Annotated in this window: 15 protein-coding genes; all 15 read left to right on the plus strand. The window is 41.4% G+C overall.

The window, feature by feature from the left end; all coding sequences use genetic code 11:
* The first annotated feature begins 24 nt into the window (after positions 1 to 24).
* Complete coding sequence (gene tssL, locus ABT56_RS18130) at positions 25 to 1,329, plus strand: type VI secretion system protein TssL, long form (protein WP_047880316.1); 1,305 nt, start codon at positions 25 to 27, stop codon at positions 1,327 to 1,329.
* 17 nt (positions 1,330 to 1,346) lie between these two features.
* Positions 1,347 to 4,901, plus strand: coding sequence for a type VI secretion system membrane subunit TssM (tssM, locus tag ABT56_RS18135; protein WP_047880317.1), 3,555 nt, complete (start codon positions 1,347 to 1,349; stop codon positions 4,899 to 4,901).
* The gene (tagF, locus tag ABT56_RS18140; protein WP_047880318.1) at positions 4,883 to 5,578 is read left to right on the plus strand and encodes a type VI secretion system-associated protein TagF; all 696 of its coding nucleotides are present in this window, start codon (positions 4,883 to 4,885) and stop codon (positions 5,576 to 5,578) included. Before tssM ends, tagF begins: the two co-directional genes overlap by 19 nt.
* Positions 5,578 to 6,390, plus strand: coding sequence for a PP2C family protein-serine/threonine phosphatase (locus ABT56_RS18145; protein WP_157037900.1), 813 nt, complete (start codon positions 5,578 to 5,580; stop codon positions 6,388 to 6,390). The genes tagF and ABT56_RS18145 overlap by 1 nt, the downstream gene beginning before the upstream one ends.
* Positions 6,391 to 6,708: 318 nt before the next feature.
* On the plus strand, positions 6,709 to 7,806 hold the full coding sequence (tssA, locus tag ABT56_RS18150) for a type VI secretion system protein TssA (RefSeq protein ID WP_053062553.1): 1,098 nt from the start codon (positions 6,709 to 6,711) through the stop codon (positions 7,804 to 7,806).
* An 86-nt stretch (positions 7,807 to 7,892) separates the two neighbouring features.
* A complete protein-coding gene (tssB, locus tag ABT56_RS18155) occupies positions 7,893 to 8,405 on the plus strand; it encodes a type VI secretion system contractile sheath small subunit (RefSeq protein WP_047880321.1) in 513 nt (170 codons plus the stop codon).
* The gene (gene tssC / locus ABT56_RS18160; protein ID WP_047880322.1) at positions 8,402 to 9,892 is read left to right on the plus strand and encodes a type VI secretion system contractile sheath large subunit; all 1,491 of its coding nucleotides are present in this window, start codon (positions 8,402 to 8,404) and stop codon (positions 9,890 to 9,892) included. The genes tssB and tssC (ABT56_RS18160) overlap by 4 nt, the downstream gene beginning before the upstream one ends.
* A 58-nt stretch (positions 9,893 to 9,950) precedes the next feature.
* A complete protein-coding gene (gene tssC / locus ABT56_RS18165) occupies positions 9,951 to 11,489 on the plus strand; it encodes a type VI secretion system contractile sheath large subunit (RefSeq protein ID WP_053062549.1) in 1,539 nt (512 codons plus the stop codon).
* A gap of 7 nt (positions 11,490 to 11,496) precedes the next feature.
* The gene (locus ABT56_RS18170; RefSeq protein WP_047880323.1) at positions 11,497 to 12,297 is read left to right on the plus strand and encodes a type VI secretion system accessory protein TagJ; all 801 of its coding nucleotides are present in this window, start codon (positions 11,497 to 11,499) and stop codon (positions 12,295 to 12,297) included.
* Positions 12,298 to 12,311: 14 nt separating this feature from the next.
* The gene (tssE, locus tag ABT56_RS18175) at positions 12,312 to 12,785 is read left to right on the plus strand and encodes a type VI secretion system baseplate subunit TssE (RefSeq protein WP_047880324.1); all 474 of its coding nucleotides are present in this window, start codon (positions 12,312 to 12,314) and stop codon (positions 12,783 to 12,785) included.
* A gap of 2 nt (positions 12,786 to 12,787) precedes the next feature.
* Entirely contained in the window at positions 12,788 to 14,617 is a 1,830-nt protein-coding gene (tssF, locus tag ABT56_RS18180; protein ID WP_047880325.1) for a type VI secretion system baseplate subunit TssF, read from the plus strand.
* Entirely contained in the window at positions 14,614 to 15,600 is a 987-nt protein-coding gene (tssG, locus tag ABT56_RS18185; RefSeq protein WP_053062551.1) for a type VI secretion system baseplate subunit TssG, read from the plus strand. Before tssF ends, tssG begins: the two co-directional genes overlap by 4 nt.
* 112 nt (positions 15,601 to 15,712) lie before the next feature.
* Positions 15,713 to 18,370 (plus strand): type VI secretion system ATPase TssH, encoded by a 2,658-nt coding sequence (tssH, locus tag ABT56_RS18190; protein ID WP_047880326.1) that lies wholly within the window; start codon positions 15,713 to 15,715, stop codon positions 18,368 to 18,370.
* Positions 18,371 to 18,633: 263 nt separating this feature from the next.
* Positions 18,634 to 19,113: an Hcp family type VI secretion system effector gene (locus tag ABT56_RS18195; protein WP_047880327.1), complete on the plus strand. Its 480-nt coding sequence runs from the start codon at positions 18,634 to 18,636 to the stop codon at positions 19,111 to 19,113.
* A 77-nt stretch (positions 19,114 to 19,190) separates the two neighbouring features.
* Positions 19,191 to 21,101 carry a type VI secretion system Vgr family protein gene (locus ABT56_RS18200; RefSeq protein ID WP_047880328.1) on the plus strand — a complete coding sequence of 637 codons (1,911 nt, stop codon included), beginning with the start codon at positions 19,191 to 19,193 and terminating at the stop codon, positions 21,099 to 21,101.
* The last annotated feature ends 63 nt before the right edge of the window (positions 21,102 to 21,164 follow it).

Consider the following 21,164-nt stretch of genomic DNA (forward strand, 5'->3'; position numbering starts at 1 on the left):
TGAGTGAATCAAGGATTGATGGCTATGTCTGAGTCAACGCTAATAAAACCCCGCCCCGGAATTCGAGGTAAGACAGAAGAGGATAAGCGTGCAGTTAATCCTTCGATTAAGCCTTCGGATCAGACTCTTGTGTTGGCGAAGAGCAATAGTGGTGGTCAAGCACATAGATTGCCACCGTTAGGTCAAAATCCATTAATAGAAGAGGCGAGTTATTTACTCTCTATGGTGGGGCAGATTCGTAGTACAACTTATCATAGCGATGTCGCGTTTTTGCAGCAAAGCTGCATTGATAGAGTACGTGAATTTGAAACGCGGTTGCGGGCGCAGTCGGTAAGCGCTGAAAAAATTGAAGCAGCGCGGTATTGTTTGTGTTCGTTTATTGATGAAACCGTGTTGAATACATTTTGGGGGGGGCAGTCTCTTTGGTCGACGGAAAGCCTCTTATCGACATTTCATAGCGAAACGTTTGGTGGTGAATATTTCTATACTCTTTTAGATTCAGCACTTGCCGATCCACGTTCCAATCAGCATTTACTTGAGTTGCAATACTTGTGTATGTCTTTAGGTTTTGTTGGCAAGATGCGGGTGATCGAGCGTGGTATGGATAAGTTCGAAGATTATCGGGAGCAGGCATATCAAGCTTTAGTTAGCTTGACCGGAGATCCAGAACAAGAACTTTCGCCAGGTTGGAAAAATGGAGTACTACACGGTACTGAACCACGCAACGAAGTGCCGCTATGGGTGATTCTATCAATGTTATTGGTGTTTGTATTGGGCATTTATATGGCATTTAGCTATCACATTAATGAGTATTCAAATAAAGTTTTTAATCAACTTAATACTCTTGCAAGATGGGAGGCTCAAGAACAGTTACAACCCGGTTCAATTGCGCCTGCCTCGATACGGTTGCAACAGCTGTTACAGAGTGAGGTAGCGCGAGGCACAATTGAGTTGGTAGATCTGCCTGATCGTGTACGTATTATTTTGAAATCCAGTGAGTTATTTTCATCGGGTAGTGCGGAGGTTCAGGAAGCCTTATTACCAGTGCTGTCTAAAATAGCTCGCGCATTAGAATCGACAGAAGGGCGTATTCTAATCGCGGGGCATACTGATGATACTCCGATATTTACGAGTAAATATCCATCGAATTGGCATCTATCGCTCGCTCGTGCAACGGCAGTTGCTAACACTATGGCGATGGGGACAGATTTGCATGGACGTTTATGGCCGGAAGGTTTAGGCGAATCAAAACCTAGGAATGAAAATAATAGTCAAGAAAATCGGGCGCGTAATCGCCGGGTTGAAATAGATTTACTTATATTGAAATAAGGGAATAGGGATAAGCAATGTTCAAGAATAATTTTGTTAAGCGCATTGGACCTGTTCTCTGTTCGAGGTGGGTAGTGTCTCTAGTTGGGCTCTTTGCTATATCATTATTGATTTGGTTTGGTGGCCCGTTAATTGCGATTGCAGGGACTGAGCCGTTAGTCAGTGAAGTATCTCGGCTTGTTGTGCTATTAGTGCTTACCTTGTTATGGGGCGCGATCAATATTGCTCATCAGGCAAGAAATAAGCATCAGAATGCTAAAGCAGTAAAAACACTGTTAGATGGCAATGATGAGGCCTCTTTGTTAAATGAGGCGACCCAGCGTGAAATTGAAACACTACGTACGCGTATTGTACAGGCGCTTACGGTGTTAAATGGTTCAGTTCTTAAACGAGGGAAAAGCGTCTATCAATTACCTTGGTATATCCTTATTGGCCCCCCTGGAACGGGGAAAACGACAGCATTGCATAATTCTGGCTTAGAATTTCCGTTAAAAGATAAGTTAGGTGATGATCCGTTAGCTGGTGTTGGTGGCACTCGTCATTGTGATTGGTGGTTTACTAATCAGGCTGTATTAATTGATACGGCAGGGCGTTATACCACACAAGATAGTAACCGAGAGCAAGATTCCAAAGCGTGGTTTGGTTTTCTTGGTTTGCTTAAAAAGCACCGTACCCGCAGGCCGATTAATGGCGCAATTGTGACCGTAAGTCTTGTTAGTTTACTAACGCAAACTCGTACAGAAAGAAATCTTCATGCCCGTGCAATCAAGCACCGTATCCAAGAGTTGAAAAACCAACTGGGCATGCATTTTCCAGTTTATGTCATTATGACCAAAGCCGATCTTGTTGCGGGATTTAGTGAGTATTTTGCGGATCTAAGTGCAGAACAGCGAGAACAAGTGTGGGGGATAACCTTTCCGGAACAAGCTGATGATCCTGAACGTGGGGTTGTTGGAATGTTCAATAAGGAATTCCATCATTTGCTTGAGCGGTTGGTTGGCCGAATGAATGAGCGTATGCAGCACACTCGGGATATCGATAAGCGGACGTTGATTTATGAGTTTCCCAAACAGCTTAGGTTGATTCAAGCTGCAGCAGATGATTTCCTCAAAGAGATTTTCTCACCTAATTCATTTGAAGAAGCACCGATGTTACGTGGTGTTTATATTGCGAGTGCAACACAGGAAGGGGTGCCTATTGATCGCGTGATGACAGAAATGGCAGGAGGTTTGGGGTTAGGTTCTGTGCCATTGAAACAACCGGGAAGTGAGAGTAAAGGTTTTTTTATTAAACGTTTGTTTGAGGATGTGATCTTCCCTGAGCAGTATATAGGTACCGTCAATCGCCATCATCAAAAGCAAAATTTATGGTTAAAACGCGGAGTGCTGGGTGGATGTTGTGTCTTGATGGGCATAATGGGGGGATTGTGGCTGACGAGTTATAAATGGAATAAAGACTTGGTTGATGAGGCAGCTATTGCTGTTGCGCAATATAAGCAGGTTGTGACTCCGGAGCTGACGAGTAAAACAGATGTGATTACGTTGGCGAATGCACTAGATTTGTTAGAAGATTTGCCAGCAGGTTATAACGGGAAAATGCTGGATTCAGATGCAGTTAAACACGTTGGTTTGTATCAGGGGGATAAAATAGGTCAGCCAGCTCGAGCGGCATACGAGCGTGGGCTACAAGGTTTCTTTGCTCCTTATTTGATTCATGCACTCCAACAAGACATGAAAGAAAATAGTGCCTATTTAGAATATTTGTATGAGACGCTGAAAACATATTTGATGCTGTTCGATCATTCTCACTATGAGGAAGAACAGGTACTGAGTTGGTTTGCATTGTATTTCGAACGGACATATCCCGGGGAAATTAATGAGCCGATACGTCAGTCCTTGATGGGACATACTACTAATTTATTAGAATTAGGGATTGTTGGCGTACAGCAAGATGATGATGCCGTTGAGCTAGCTCGTGGAGTGCTAACACAAATGCCGTTGGCTGAACGGGCTTATCAACGATTGAAAATGGACTTTATGGATAGTCATATTCCTGATTATAGACTGACCGATATTTTGGGTTCACAAAGTCAGACAGTGTTTCAGCGTTTAAGTGGTAAATCATTAAGTGATGGGATCGCAGGCTTATACACTTATACCGGTTTCCATAGTGTCTTTCAGCTAGAAAACAAGCGTATTGTTAAGCGATTGATGGAAGATAGTTGGGTATATGGCGATAAGTTGCAACTGGGTGAAGCAACTAAGCAGGAGGTCATGACGGCGGTTAATGATAAATATTATCGAGATTATATTTATTATTGGAATCAATTGATAGGGGATATACAGCTTGTGCCGTATAGCAGTGCAGCAGAGGGCTTATATCAGATGAAGGTTTTGTCAGGGTCAGAAAGACCGTTGCAGAGCTTGATTGTCAGTATTCAAAAACAGCTGCGTTTGACCGAATTACCTATAAGTGAAGAAGCTAAAGCAGCTGGTGAGGTAGCTGGCCACGCTGCTGGTGTTGCTATGCAACAGAAAAAAACACGTATTACTCGTTACTTACCATCGGAGATGCCGGAGCTTGAATCGGCTTTGCCGGGGGCTCAGATAGAAGAAGAGTTTGCTGATATTTTAGCGATAGGTGACGTGGAATTTAATGCGCTGAATGAATCATTAACATTATTGCATAACTATTTGGCGAAATTGAATTCAACGGGGGATAACGACAGAGTTGCCTACAAGAGTTTGCTTGGTGAAACAAGTCACGACGATTTGGATGCTAATTTGTCGCAAGTCGGTGATGTAATACCCGCTCCTTTCAATCAATGGTTGGGGGAACTAAAAAAACAAACGACCAAATTGGCTAAGCAAGGGTCTAAAGTACATCTGAATACAATTTGGCAAGATGCTGTTGTTAGCGAGTACAAAAAGTCTATTAAGGGAAAATACCCATTTAATCGTCGTTCTAAAAGGGATGTAAAGATCAAGGATTTTGGCCGTTTCTTTGGATATGGCGGCATATTAGATAATTTCTTTATTACATATCTAGAACCGTTTGTTGATACATCGAAAGGGCAATGGCGTTTTACCAAGAATGTAGGGGTTAGCGAAACGTCGCTACAATTATTCAAACAGGCTCAACGTATTCGTGAGGCATTTTTTGAACCAGGCAGTAAGGTTCCACATGTTGAGTTTGGTTTGAAAACGGTATTTTTGGATCAACATATTAGTAATTTTCGGTTCGAATTTGGTCCTCAAGCTATGATTTATCGCCACGGTCCCACTCGAGTGTCATCGTTCTCGTGGCCGGATACGAGTCAGACTGCACAGGTACGATTAGTATTTACGCCACCGCAATCAGGGCATGCTATTACCAAGACATATAAAGGTAGTTGGGGACTTTTCCGTTTGCTGGAAGAAGCAGCGCGTAAAAGGTCAAAAACGCGAAAAGATAAAATGGTAGAAGTTGAACTGAAAGGAAATCGAGCAACGGTGCAGTTGTTACCGAATAGTGTTGTACATCCATTCTGGTTGAGAGATATAGAGAGATTTTCATGCCCAATGACATTGTAGCGGCACAATTTGGATATTTCGGAAAAGTACCAGTGCGAGGGGACTTTATTCAGGACCATTTACCACTTGACTTCCTTGACCCTTGGAATGAATGGCTACAGGCTGTACAGGCAGTGAGCCGTGAGCAACTTGGTGAGCAATGGTTGGAATGTTATCTAACCAGTCCCGTTTGGCATTTTTCATTGTCTCCGGGAGTCTGTGGTGATAGTGGAATGGTAGGTACTTTGATGCCAAGTATTGATAACGTTGGTCGGCATTACTATTTTACATTGGCTACAAGTGTCGAAAATCCCCCGGTTGCATATTGGCAATCTCGGCAGTGGAGTGAGAATGCCGAAGATTTAGTGCTGCAACTATTAGATGATGATATGGATTTAATTCAGTGGTTAGAGAACTTGAAAAATACAGATCTTTTATCTGATCTTGTTAACAATCCAAATTCGGCCGTGAAGACAGAAGCAGGGATGGGCAATCAAATTGTATTGCTTGGAGAGGAACACGTACAGGCTTGCGATTTGCTTCATTTGGCTTACAAAACACAGTTTGATCGTTATTGTATCTGGTGGACTGCAGGTTCGGAAAGAATGAAAAGTGCGACCTTAGTGACAAGTGGTTTGCCTTTAATTAGCCAGTTTGCAGCTATGCTTGATGGTAATTGGGAGCAATGGGGATGGTAATGCCGACGAAAGCAGCTAACTGGCATTTTTTCTCTTTTTCTCAGAGCCATACAGGAAAAGTTCGTACTTATAACGAAGATGCATTTCTAGATTGCCCCAATGAAGGGGTTTGGGTAGTAGCTGATGGGATGGGAGGGCATAAATCTGGAGATGTAGCTAGCCAGATGCTGGTCGATATCGTTCGTCAGTATATTAGAGCGTTACCGATAAAATCATTGACCGTGGAGTATTTAGGACGCGCACTTCAAGATGCCAATAGACAAATCTATGATTATTCCCAGCGTTATTTTAAAGGGGAGACAATAGGTACGACAGCAGTATTACTTTTCGTGAAGGGTGGCGAATACCACGTCTTATGGGTAGGGGATAGTCGTCTTTATTTGTTCCGCCATGGTCAACTCGAACAGAAAACACGTGACCACAGCCAAGTGATGGACATGGTTGAACAAGGACTCATTGCTGAGGCTGAGGCAGAGAATCACCCGTTGGCAAATGTTATTACACGAGCTGTTGGTGTAGGGGCTGATGTAGTGATTGATTCTGTTGTAGGTCAGTTGCAGTGGGGAGATTTGTTTTTGTTGTGTTCCGACGGCTTAACCAAGGAATTGCCTGATAACCACCTTGCTCATTGCCTGCAAGCTCCCAGTGTTTCAGATGCAGGCATGGCATTGATGCATTCTGCGTTGGTTCGTGGTGCGGCGGATAATGTTACAAGTGTGCTGGTTAAAGCGACGAAGTTGGATCTGGTAAATAGAGAAAACCAAAATACGAGTGATTTCACAATACCAATATTTAAGGGAGGAAAGTGTTAGACAGATTGTACTAATCGATGTAATCCCCATTATATAGCATTATGAAAAGTTTATAATCCATGTTGATAAAATGGCGTGTCACTCGCGTTATTTACCTAAAGACCTTATTTTCTTCTTATGGCGAGGAGTATAATAGTAAGCATATAAATACTATTGTCTTACTTTTAAGAATGATATTGTGCCAAATTTAAGAAGTGGTAAAGAGAAAGCCAAATTTAAAAATAGGTCTGACAGTTTGAAATATGTTAGTTTTGCGAAGCATATCAGATTTATTGTGTATGGATTAGATTTATTGCTAAGGGACGATGGATGATAAATATGGATATTATTGATTTTGAAGCGTTGAAATCACCGATATCAGAGGAAAATTCATCAGGAAATGATCCGCGTAGTGATACTTCACCTTATTCTGCGTATTTTACGTTAAAGGATGTAAGAAATACTGCAAGGGCGGCAGAGCGGCGAGCATTGGTGGATAATGAACCACTATTTAATTATTCACATCAGTGGCATGAAATTCTCGAACAAGTACCATTGTTATTGACGACAGAGTGTAAGGATCTGGAACTCACGGCGTGGTTTATCGAAGCTTTGGTTCGTAACTGTGGTTTTCGGGGGCTTGAGATTGGCTTTAAAACCGCAGCGATCTTAATTGAGAACTTTTGGGATGATGTATATCCGATGCCCGATGAAGATGGGATCGAGACACGAATTGCTCCATTGGTCGGATTAAATGGTGTTGAAGGAGAAGGGACCTTATTGATGCCGATTGCCTGTGTGCCGTTGACTGAGAATCATGGCGAACAGGCATACTCATTGTGGGAGTATGAACAAGCATTAGAGATCGATCGCTTAGATGCGGAGAAGAAAAAATATCGCATTGATATGGGGGGGGTTGATCTTCAAGCACTTGAAGAAGAAGTTAAAATGTCTGAGCCGACATTTTATCGTCAACTTCATCAAGATATAGAAGCAGCGATTCAAGCGTATAGTGATCTGGTGAAATTAATGGATGACGCGTGCGGTTATCCATTGCCTAGTTCCCAAATCACCAAGCGATTACAAGCCTGTCTTAATGCAGTGACATATTTAGCCGAAGATAAACTAAAAGCTTTGCCTTCAACGGATCCTATAGTTGACGTTAATAATAGCGAATCACAAACTGATTTATCTTCAGTCTCTGGAATTAGCGTGCAATTGGAGACACGGCAAGAGGCGATTAAAAACCTGAAAATGATCGCTGATTTTTTTAAAAAAACAGAACCCCATTCTCCGATGGCTTATGCCATTGAGCAGGTCGTTCGTTGGAGTGATATGTCATTACCGGATTTACTCGAAGAGTTAATAGTTGATGGTGATGCAAGAAAAGGTTATTTCCGTCTTGTTGGTATAGGCTCAGAGAACAATCAATCATAGTCTATTTTGTGTAATACCGTATTGTAGTTAATCACGGTTAGAAGACTGAACTATCAGAGTTAGTAATTATAAATAGGGAGATTCTAATGGGAAGTATCCACGGGAAATTATCACGGGTACGTAAGCCAAGGGTACATATTACCTATGATGTTGAAACAGAAGGCTCAAGCGTTAAAAAGGAATTAGCGTTTGTTGTTGGTGTCATGGGCGATTTTGCAGGGCAAAATACAGATGCGATTAAGCCGATAAAAGACCGTCGTTTTATTCAGATTGATAGGGATAATTTTGATGATGTACTTAATAGAATGAGTCCAAAGTTAAATTTCCGTGTTGATAATAAATTGACTAATGACAATACCAGAATGGATATTAATTTAACTTTTTCATCAATGGCAGATTTTGAACCGGCCGCTATTGTTAATCAAGTTGAGCCATTACGTAAGTTGATGGAAACTCGTAATAAACTTCGTGATTTAATGACAAAAGTTGATCGTTCAGAAGAGTTAGAAAATTTGTTGGAAGCAGTGTTGAATAATACATCTGACTTACAAAAGCTATCTGATGAATTGCACAAAGGTACCAAGGAGTCGGCTCAATGAATACTCAAGCATTTGAACAGCTTGATGCCACTGTTGAAGAAAATACGGGATCATTATTGGCAAAAGCGATCTCTGCCACGAAACAAACTGAAAGTTCTCGCGCAGAAGAATTATTACGTACTTTAACAGAAGAGGCGATGAAAGGTACGGTTACGTGGAATAAGAATTTAACGATAACGTTCCGTGAGGCGATTGCTGCGTTGGATAATACGATATCAACCCAGCTAGCTGAAATTATGCATCAAGAACAATTTCAGAAGCTTGAAGGTAGCTGGCGTGGGCTCAACCACCTTGTAATGAATTCAGAGACTAGTCAAACGCTAAAAATTCGCATGCTTAGCATGACTAAAAAAGAATTACATAAAGATTTAAGCAAAGCGGTAGAGTTTGATCAGAGTCAGGTATTTAAGAAAGTCTATGAAGCTGAGTTTGGAACTCCTGGTGGAGAGCCCTATGGTGCGCTTATCGGGGATTATGAATTTACTAACCACCCGGAAGATATAGAAACATTGAGCTTGATGTCGAACGTGGCAGCGGCAGGTTTTGCACCATTTTTGTCAGCGGCTTCTCCTGCATTATTTGGTTTTGATCAGTGGTCTGAATTATCTAAGCCTCGTGATTTAGAGAAAGTATTTGAGTCTCTTGAGTATATAAAATGGCGTTCTTTCCGAGAAAGTGATGACTCTCGTTTTGTAACGTTGACAATGCCTCGAGTACTTGCGCGTTTGCCTTACGGTGAAGCGACTACGCCAATTGAAGAATTCCGTTACGAGGAGTTTAGCCTTGATCCTGTTACGGGATTCGCGTTGAATGCCGATCATGAAGACTACTGCTGGATGAACTCTTCTTATGTATTAGGTTCACGTTTAACGAATGCCTTTGCTAAGTACGGATTTTGTACGGCAATACGTGGTGCGGAAGGTGGGGGTAGAGTTGATAATTTGGCCTCTCATATTTTCGTAAGTGATGATGGTGATCCAGATCTAAAATGTCCGACTGAAATTGGTATTACAGATCGTCGAGAAGCGGAATTGGGTAAATTGGGATTTCTACCTCTTTGCCATTATAAAAATACGAATTATGCCGTCTTTTTTGGCGCTCAAACTTGCCAGAAACCTGAGATTCACAGTACACCAGAAGCAACAGCGAATGCGGCCATTTCAGCACGTCTTCCTTATATGATGGCGACATCGCGATTTGCTCATTATCTGAAGGTTATGGCTCGAGATAAAATTGGTAGTTACATGGAAGCGGATGAGGTCGAAGCTTGGCTTAACCGTTGGATTTTATCTTACGTCAATGCGTCTGAAGGCGGTGGTCAAGAAATTCGGGCAAAATATCCATTGGCAGATGCCAAAGTGAAGGTTAAAGAAATACCGGGTCAGCCGGGGGCTTATAATGCGATTGCATGGTTACGTCCATGGTTACAAATGGAAGAACTAACAACATCGTTGCGGTTAGTAGCTAAGATCCCTGAAATTGGCTGATAAGCGATAAGACAGGTAACTGGAAATACCAGTTACCTGTTTTGGACAGGATGTCGAGATGCAATCAACGCTTCGTTTTATTGATATTGAACAGTTAGAGGCAGATATTCAGCCTGCCACAGGTGACGCAGCGTGGTGTGCCCAGACAGATATTGTCGATCAGTTCCTGGATAATAAAGATGATTATTGGGCACTGCGGATTTGGCTGGAAAAAGAGGGGGATTTCTGTTGGTCAACGTGTAATCGTCAAAGTATCCGCTTGCTGCTGTTACGCTCAATTAAGGGTATTGATGCAAAAATAAATGAACAGCTAAATTGTATATTGCACGATGATTGTTTTCAAAAGTTGGAGGCAAGTTGGCGTGGGTTAGTATATCTAACTGACCAGGTGGAAGAGTTTGATAGTGAGCTAGTATGTAAAATAAAGCTATTGAATTTAACATGGAAAGAGCTTAGCCGTGATATGGGGCGGGCGATTGAATTTGATCAGAGTGATTTGTTTCGTTTAGTTTATAATAACGAATTTAATATGCCTGGTGGAGAACCATTTGGATTGTTAATTGGCGATTATCAGGTTTCTCATAAACCTAAAGCTGGTATTCCAACTAATGATATTGATACCTTAATGGGAATTAGTAATACAGCAGCAGCAGCTTTTGCTCCATTTGTGACAGCGGCTGAACCAGCACTGTTTGGTGTTGATAATTATACGGAATTAGCAAGTGTCAGTGATATTCAGTCCCAGTTTTCACAGCCGGAATATAATAATTGGCGTAGCCTGAGAAAAATGGAAGATGCTCGTTTTTTGGGACTTGTCATGCCACATATTTTAATGCGTGAGCCGTATGAACAAGATGGTTCACGTAAGGAAGAGTTTTATTTTAAAGAGAATATTATAGATCCTCAGACAGAACATTTATGGGGGAATGCTGCTTATGGTTTTGCAAGTGTAGTATTAAAAGCATTTTCTGAATCTGGATGGTTTAGTCAAATCAGAGGGTTACAACCTGGAAGATATAACCGTGGACTGGTATTTAATTTACCATCTGCCAGCTTTAATTTGACACGGCGACTTCGTCAGAGTAAGCCATCTGTAGATTTGCAAGTAGGTGACAGATTGGAAAAGCAGTTATCAGATTGTGGTTTTATCCCTATATCTCCTTTACCCCATACTGAACATTTGGTTTTTTTTAGTAATGCCTCGGTTAATTTGCCAAAGCATTATGAGTCATTGGGAGCACAGGTAAATGCGCGCTTGTCTTCAATGTTACAATATATATTATGCGCATCACGATTTGCTCATTATATAAAAGTAATGGGGAGAGATAAGGTCGGTATGTATGCTACGGCAGAAAGTATTGAGACTGAATTTCAGCGTTGGTTATTTAATTATACGACAGCGTCAGATGAAGCATCCGATGAAGTCAGATCTCGTTATCCATTGAATGAAGCGCGTATACAGGTAAAAGAAAAGTCTGGGCGTCCAGGTCATTATTATTCGATTATTCATTTACGACCACATTTTCAACTTGATCAGATGGTTTCGAGTATTCGTCTGATTACTGAACTCGCACCAAATCAAAGTAATACTGGGTGATAATATAATGAAGACATTGCATACATTAATTCAACAAGCAAAATTAAGCGAAGCACTAGAGTTACTGGCTAGTCAGTTGCAGGAAACTCCACAAGATGTTGATTTACGGAGTAGCTTTATTGAGCTCTTATGCATTGATGGTCAATACGAAAGGGCAGATAAGCAACTTAATTTGTTAATTAAGCAGAATCCTGATTGTTTGATTGGAGCCACTAATCTAAGGCAGTTGATCCGTGCAGCTCAGGCTAGGCTTGATTTTGACGGTGGGGCCGCGACTGCTAATTTGGTTAAAGATGTTGATGAGGCATTTACATCATTACTGCGAATGCGTCTAGCGTACAGAGAAAACCACGTTGAAAATTTCATCCAAAGCGCAGAACAACTTGAAAAAAATCGCGTAAATATACCTATGGAGATAGATGGGGAATATCGTGACACATTACGCGATCTTGATGATACATTGGCTGGTTTTTTAGAGCTATTTGGTACTGATGGAAAGTATTATCTTGTTCCGTTTGATGCATTGATACGTTTAGAGATGATGCCAGTGACATCTCTAATTGAACATGTGTGGCGTAAGGTTGATATCGAAATTGATGGTGGTTTATGTGGTGAGGCATTTATCCCAATGACATATATTAATAGCCAAACAGATGCCGAAAAATTGGGAAGAGAAACTGATTGGCGTGAAATTTTTGGAACAAATATTTATTCTGGTGTTGGGCAGAAGATGTATTTGTTTGGTGATGAGGCAGTGGTCTTATCACAAATTCAGCGAATAAATAAGACTGTTCCGCTTGTCGTTTAACGGTTGGCTGAAGAATGAAAGCTAGCCAAGCCTTAGTTCCCTCTTTGTTAGATCGGCTGTTAGATGATGCACCTGAAAATATGGCCAACACAAATAGGCCGTTTACATGGAGGGATATGCGCCATAGCGTGCGACGTGATTTAGAAAATTTGCTAAATGCAAAGGTGCATTGGCATGTGTGGTCAAAGTATTATCCTGAATTGAATTGTTCGCTATTTTCTTACGGTCTGCCTGATTTTTCCGCCATGCCTCTGAGTTCTTTGGATGGTCGTCAAGCCCTCTGCCATATAATCGAAGATACTATTCGAAAATTTGAGCCCAGATTTGCTGATGTAGCGGTAACAGTTGTCGGGGACGATGAACCGGTTGATCGAATTCTTAGGTTGCGGATCCATGCGTTATTTCATGCAACACCCGAGGCAGAAGAAGTCACTTTTGATTCAGAGATTGAGCCAATTTGTTTAGGTATTCGAATTAGTGAGCCATAACTATGAGTGATGAGATACTCAAGTACTATAACCGCGAACTTTCCTATATTCGGCATATGGGGGCTGATTTTGCAAAGCGTTATCCAAAGGTCGCAGGTCGATTAAAGCTCAGTGATGAACATGTGGAGGATCCACATGTTTCTCGATTAGTTGAAAGTTTTGCATTGCTGACGGCGCAAACTCGGCGATGTCTGGATGATAGTTTCCCGGAGTTAACGGAAGCACTCATTGGACAGTTATATCCAGATTACCACGCAACAATTCCTTCTATGGCAATTATTAAAATGACGACCCAGAATATCAATGATCATGGTTTTATATTGCCCCGTGGTAGCGAAGTTCAGGGTCATGTAGATGGATACAAATCATGTCATTTTACAACTTGTTACGATACGGAGTTATGGCCTGTGGAGGTGACGAAGGCGGCCTTTGAAAATGCGCCCTTTAAAGCGCCGTGTGCAAATTTTAAAACACAAGCACAATCGGTACTGAAGCTCACGTTAAGCGGTGAATTTGAAAGTACTCCACTCTTTAAGCTGGGTATCAGAAATTTGCGCTTTTATCTCAATGGGCAGGCGCAGCTCAGTTATAGCCTTTATCAGTTGTTGTTTAGGTCAATGGTGGGTATCGCTATCGCTCCGAAAGGATCGTCTGAAGCGAGTCACTATCTTCAAGGGCGTCACGTTGTGAGTGTCGGTTTTGAAGATGAACATGAAGTGGTGCCCTATCACAAACGGAGCTTTAGTGGTTATAGGCTGTTAGTTGAACATTTTTTGTTTCCGGAAAAGTTTTTATTTTTTGAATTGCGGGATCTCGAACCTGATTGGCTAGGCGATAATAATGAAGTCGATATTTATATCTACTTTAATGAAAGTAATGACTTTTTACCAAAGCAAGTAACAGCCGACAATGTATTGTTAGGTTGCACTCCGATTATTAATTTGTTTGAGCAGCAACTTGAATCATTTACGTTGCAACCTGTTCAGGATGAGTATCAGTTGATTCCTCAATACGGGGATGCTGATATTTGTGAAGTGATTCGGATCAATGAAGTTAAAGCATATGATAAAAATGACAACTGCGTGAATGTTGCTCCATTTTATGGCGTTGGACAAGCTAACTATTTGACAGAAAATGACATGTACTGGACGCTGCGGCGTGAGCATTCAAGTTGGGCTAGCGGGCATGATGAACCTGGTTGCGAAACGTATCTATCCATTGTGGATACTCACACGAAACCGGTAGATGTGGATGAATACGAGCATTGGTTAGTTACGATTAATGCATTGTGTAGTAATCGTAATTTACCAGCTCGCTTACCTTTTGGCGGTGGGCAACCTGTAATGGATGTGAGGTTACGTAGTGATTCATTGAAAGAGGTACGCTGTCTTACCGCATTGACTCAGCCGATGAGACCTAAATTGCTTGAAAGTACCCGTTGGCAGTTTGCCAAGCATCTAACTTTAAATCAATTTTCTGGTGAACACGGCTTGGAAACGCTCAAAGAAACGTTAAAGCTGTATGATTTTGAGCAGACACCGCAAAGTAAGATGCTGATTGAAGCCATCACTGCGATGTTGGTGACACCTGCTAGTGCGCGTGTTGTGCAGGATGGGCGTGTTGGATTCTGTCATGGTAACGATATATTACTAGAGTTTTGTAACAATGAACTCTCTGGTGCCAACCTGTTTTTCTTTGGTTGTATCCTTTCCCAATTTTTCTCTCAATTTACTGCAGTAAATAGTTTTACGCGGTTAAGTGTCAGCTTTAGAGGGCAGCTTGATTGGCAGTATCGTTGGCCTGCATGTGCTGGCGGAAAGGTGTTACTGTGAATATAACGCAATTAATAGGATATATAGATCGTGATGACTTCTATCGCTCGGTATATTCGTTGCAGCGGCAGATGTCAGAAATTGGAGAGAGCAATGAATTGGGCACTGATACTTTGCCTAATAATGAATGTATTCGTTTTAAGGCTTGTCAAACTTTAGGGTTTGCGGGCACAGCGATTGAATCCATTCGCGAGACAAGCAGCGATAGTGGCGTCAAACGATTGGATATTAATATAAACTTCATGGGATTAACGGGGCCAAGCGGAGCATTACCTCGTCATTATACTGAGTTAGTGATGCAAAGAGCACGTTTAAAAGATGTCGCGATCCGTGAGTTTTTTGACATGTTTAACCACCGTTTAATTTCGTTGCAGTATAGATCTTGGGAAAAATATCAATATCCCATTCAGCATGAACGATATTTAAACGGTAAAGAGTCAATTATTGATTCGGTGTTACATGCACTGACAGGGGCTACTCATAATTTGGATGTATTTATGGGAGGGCTATTGGCTAAGACTATACGCAATAGCCAGAGTTTGCGTCAGATTTTGACATTAATCGGCGGCTGTCAGGTAGAAATAAAGGAGTTTGTTGGCCGTTGGCTGCAACTTTCTCCATCTGAACAGACCTGTTTAGGGTCTCGTCTACAGCCTGAAGGGCAGCACGCACAGCTGGGCGTGAGTAGCATGCTGGGGCAGAGGGTATGGGATTTGTCATCGGCAATAGATATCGAGCTTCACGTTAACGAGCGTGAAAAAGCTGCGATGTTGATGAACCAAGGACCGTTATTACAAACAATGAAGCAGATTGTAAGCCACTATTTATCACCCTCGATTCATGTCAGTTGGCGTTTGGTAACTGCTTATCAAAATTTACCCGTAGCCAGTTTGAATAATCATGGTGTAGGCCTCGGTTTGGGAGTGGCATTAATGAGTAGTCATCATATAAAGGATAAGGTTCTTAAGATTCCGGTAGGTTAAGTGTCGTTGTAACGGCATGGAAAGTTTAATACCCAATCGATATTACGATATTCGTTTAGCGAGAATGTATTTAGGGTATTAGTTGAAATTTATTCAAAATAAGGGATGTTACATGTCAACGATGACGTTGAAATCACTGGTCGATAAACTCTCACCACACTGTCAAAAACAGCTCGAGACGGGAGCCGCGCTGTGTAATAGCCGTAGTCATTTTAGTGTTGAAATCCAACACTGGTTGTCTGCTATGGTAGAAGAACAAGACGGTGACTTAGCGGTTATTGCAGGGAGCTTTGATTTTTCGTTACCAGTGTTACACAGTGAACTACAGCTTAGTTTGGAAAAACTGAAAACGGGAAATAGCGCTACACCAGGTTTATCTCCGCATCTTGTTACGTTATTGCGTTCGGCATGGCTTGCAGCATCGATTGATTTTGGTGATCAACAGATCCGCACCGTACATATTATTTATGTGTTACTCAAAGATGATAGTTTAGGGTCTTTGGTATTACGCGATGCTCGCTCGTTAGAACATATAGATCCCGCTCAATTGCTGTCTGCTTGGCCAACACTTGCAGAACGTTCTGCTGAGTCAGTTGTTGCAACTAGTGATGATGTAACGAATACCTTATCGTCAACATCCGCCCCCGCTTTAGCACAATATACGATAGATCTGACGGAGCAGGCTCGGCTAGGAGCTATAGACCCTATTTTAGGGCGTGATAATGAGATTCGTCAGATGATCGATATTTTGACGCGTCGGCGTCAGAATAATCCGATTCTTACAGGGGAAGCTGGAGTGGGTAAAACCGCGGTAGTGGAAGGTTTGGCCCAACGGATTAGCCAAGATGATGTTCCTGATGCCTTAAAAGCTGTTTCCATTCGTGTTCTTGATCTCGCTCTACTTCAGGCAGGTGCCGGGATGAAAGGGGAATTTGAAAATCGCTTGAAGGGTATTATTAAAGAAGTTAAGGCATCTCCTGAGCCAATAATTCTCTTTATTGATGAGGCCCATACTATGATCGGTAGTGGTGGTCAGGCGGGTCAGAATGATGCGGCCAATATTTTGAAACCGGCGTTAGCCCGTGGTGAACTTCGTACAATTGCGGCGACCACATGGGCTGAATATAAGAAGTACTTCGAGAAGGATGCAGCATTAACACGCCGTTTCCAGGTCGTTAAAGTTGAGGAGCCTGATGAAGCGACAGCTATTGTGATGTTACGAGGATTATTGCCTGTCATGGCTGCTCATCACAATGTTGCGATTACGGATAAAGCGTTGCAAGCAGCCGTGAAATTGTCAAGCCGCTATATCAACGGACGCCAATTGCCAGATAAGGCCGTGGCGCTATTAGATACGGCCTGTGCTCGGGTTGCGATGAGTCAAGCCAGTATCCCAGGGCGAGTTGAAACTCTTCGTCGGCAGCAGCAGCAGCTGAAAGATGAAATTGCCGTGTTGGAAAGGGAACAGATTACAGGGAGTGATCACCAAGACAAAATGTGCGCGCTGTATGAAAAGCTTCATGAAGTGGAGCTAGCGCATACTCAGGCAGAGGTATTGTGGCATGATGAGGCTGGTTTGGTTGAGCAGGCAAAAATACTGTCGGCTAAATTGGTGGATAGGCTGAGTAATCTTGATATTAATGAAGATAGTAGTTCTGACGATAGTCTGGCGACTGGATCGGATACAGAGAATGGACAGAAAGCCCAGTTGCAAGCGATTAAACAGACGCTAAATGCAAACAGTGAGCCGATGGTATTTCTTGAGGTTGATGAAGTGTTAGTGGCTGAGGTGATATCAGATTGGACGGGCATTCCGCTGGGAAGAATGCAAAGTGATGAAATTGAAACAGTTCTCACTTTAAGTGACCGTATGAAAGCCCGTGTAATTGGGCAAGATCATGCCTTGGATTTGATGGCGAAAGTGGTGCAGACCGCCCGCGCGCAATTAAATGACGAGCGTAAGCCGAATGGTGTCTTTCTTCTTACTGGGCCAAGCGGGGTAGGTAAAACTGAATCTGCGTTAGCTTTGGCTGAACAGGTATACGGTAGTGAAGATAATGTCACTGTTATTAATATGTCGGAATTTAAAGAAGAGCATAAAGTGTCTCTTCTATTGGGGTCACCTCCTGGTTATGTTGGTTTTGGAGAAGGCGGGATCTTAACCGAAGCGGTTAGGCGAAAACCTTATGGCGTAGTATTGCTTGATGAAATGGAAAAAGCTCATCCAGGCGTACAGGATATTTTTTATCAGGTATTTGATAAAGGTACGATCAAAGATGGTGAAGGACGTGATATTGATTTTAAGAATACCATTATTATCATGACTTCCAATGTAGGTACGGATACTACGATAGATTTGTTTGAGGATGCTGATACAGCACCTTCTATCGAAGGGTTGAAGCAAGCACTGCAGGATGATCTTCTTAATGTTTTCAAACCGGCATTCCTAGGCAGGATAAATGTAATTCCATTTGTTCCATTATCGACCGAAGTCTTAGCGAATATAATTCACTTACAGTTGGATCGGATTGGAATGCGTATTTCTGAGCATTATAATGCAACATTTAATTATGCAGATAGAGTCGTTTCATACCTAAATGAACATTGCTTTGATAGTAATTCAGGTGCTCGTGCAATTCAAAATAATCTTCAAAATGTCTTATTGCCAATATTGTCAACAAGCATATTGGAGCGTTTGGCGGATAATGAGCATTTTGAAAGTGTACATGTGGATATTGAAAGTGGCAGTTATAAGATAGAATTTAAATGATTGAAAGCATAGTTAGATAAAATATTGCGATGCAATTCATGATTTAATTTATTATTTCTTACCTACATTGTTGTGGTGATGGATAATGTATTAGGCCTAATGACAATTACTTTATGTGTTTATTGTTTATTATTATCTAATAACTGTTTTGTCATTACTCAAAGTGTGAAATTCACTAATAGATAAATCATCAATAACAAATTGATGGTGTTCTTATTGAAAGCCCATTTAGGGATAACCCCGTAATGCTATAGGAGATTAGCATGCAAGCGAATACTTACCTGAAATATGCCGATATTAAAGGCGAAGCGACCGCTGAACAGTACAAAGATATGATTACTTTGCTATCTGTTGATTGGAGTGTTGGTCGAGAAATTACGTCATATACAGGTACAGCTCAGGATCGTGAAGCAAGTTCAACTCGTCTTTATGATATGACTATTACTAAGCTGCAAGATAAGGCGTCACCTGATTTGTTCAAGGAAGCGACTATCGGTAAAGGTAAGCCAGCGGTTTTCCATATTACAAAGCAAGGTGAAAAAGTAGAAGAAATCATGAAAATCGAACTTACTGATGCCATGATTTCTAATTACAGTGTTTCAATTCAAAACGATCGTCCAGTTGAAACTATCACAATTTCTTATACAGAGATGATGATGACAGTAACTCCAACAGATGACATGAACAACGTTCAAGCACCGCTTGTTTATGGTTACAGTGGCGTTAAAGGTCAACAAATGTAAGCAAGAGAATGATTACGGGGTAGAAAAAATAGTCTATCCCGTATTTTATTTTCATAATTCTTTTGGATAGAAATTTAATGATAAAAGCAACGCAAGATAAAAACATCATACGCATAGATACACCGCTTGGTAAGGATGTTTTGCATATAACAAAGGTGGAGATACAGGAAGGTATCTCAATGCTTTTTTCTATCCAAGCTCATGTTTATACAAATGGGCAACTAATTAGTGCAGATGATCTCATTGGAAAGTCTGTTACTATAACATTACTTTATAATGTTCAATCTTCAGTATTGGAGCGTTACTTAAACGGTGTTGTTACAGCTATTCGTTCTGTTGGGAGCCGAGTTACGGCACATGCTGATGGTGAAAAGTATCAAGATTATGTCTTAGAAATAAGTCCAGCTTGTCACTTTATGGCGCAGCGGACAAACTGCCGGATATTTCAGAAATTAAACGTTAAAGAAATAGTTAATCAAATTTTTTCTGGGCATGGTGTTAAAGTACAGAGTAAACTTAATAAGACATATCCAAGATATGAATATAAGGTTCAATACCACGAATCTGATTTGGATTTTGCGACTAGATTACTAGAGCAAGAAGGCATATTTTATTTTTTCACGCATGATAAAAGTAATCACTATATAGTATTGGCCGATGATATTACGGCATATAAAGATTGTGCTGAAGCACAAGTGGAGTTTACTACAGGTAGTTTATCTGAAGCGCATATCCATACTTGGTCTAGTGGGTTAGAGGTAACGCCAGGTAGCAGTGTGAAGCAGGGGTTTGATTTTATTAAGCCAACGGAAAAACCACAGGGTACGCATGCCAATACGAGTCTCACAACTCAGCAAGCAGCAACAGAAGTCTACGAATATCAAGCAGGTTCCGAGTTTAACTTACGTGCTAAGGATGTTGCCAGTCTGGCCCTTGATGCTTTGCAGCGTGATACTCAACTTTCATCCGGTGGTAGTAATTGCCGAAGTTTTAGCGCTGGAAAAATTTTCACTTTTAAAGCACACGAAGATAAACGTTTAATAGGAAAAGGCTTCTTGATTACTCAGTTGAGTATGGAGATATCGATTACTAGCCAAACCGGTTCGAGTAAAAGCCTTTCTCAGACTATTCAGAATCAGTTTTCCTGTGTGCCGAAAGAGACAGTATATCGGCCACTGGCATTGACGCCTAAACCACGAGTTTATGGGGCACAGACCGCTTGTGTCACGGGTGATAAAGACGAAGAAATTTGTATTGATAAATATGGTCGAGTGAAAGTGCTATTTCATTGGGATCGTGAAGGGAAGTCGGACAGTACTAGCTCGTGTTGGATTCGTGTGGCGCAAAACTGGGCGGGAAACCGTTGGGGTGCATTCTTTTTTCCTCGAGTTGGGCAGGAAGTGTTGGTGGAGTTTCTGGATGGAGACCCGGATCAACCAATTATTAGTGGTGCATTATATAACGGTGATCAAATGCCACCTTATGCCCTGCCAGATAAGAAAACTGTCAGTGGGATAAAATCTCGATCGACGAAAAAGGGTGGTGGTGACAACTTTAATGAAATTCGCTTTGATGATGATAAAGGCAACGAACTTTTTTATATGCATGCCGAGAAAGATCATCAATTAGTGGTTGAGCATAATCATCAAATCTTGGTTGAAAATGACAGTTTTCATACGATAAAAAATAATTCTGTACTGACGGTTGAAAATGACAGTTCCCAGACGGTAAAGAATAATGCAGCGCTGACTGTTGAAAATAATTTACAGCGTGCAGTTAAGAATAATTTTACCTCGAAGGTAGATAAAAACCAGAATGAAACTATCGGAAAAGAGTTGGTAATTGATGCTGGTAGTAAGATAACCCTGAAATCTGGTGGTGCATCTTTGACATTATCGAGCGATGGTTCTGTTGATATAAAAGGAACCAATATCAGTATCAATGGTAGCAAAATTGCGTTGAAAGCGGCTTCTATCGCGCTTAACTAAATCACATTACTCGATCTTAAAATCATATTATTTAATAAATAGGAGTGCCGTCTGACGATGAAG

It is taken from the genome of Photobacterium aquae, from assembly GCF_001029445.1.
Lineage (GTDB): Bacteria > Pseudomonadota > Gammaproteobacteria > Enterobacterales > Vibrionaceae > Photobacterium > Photobacterium aquae.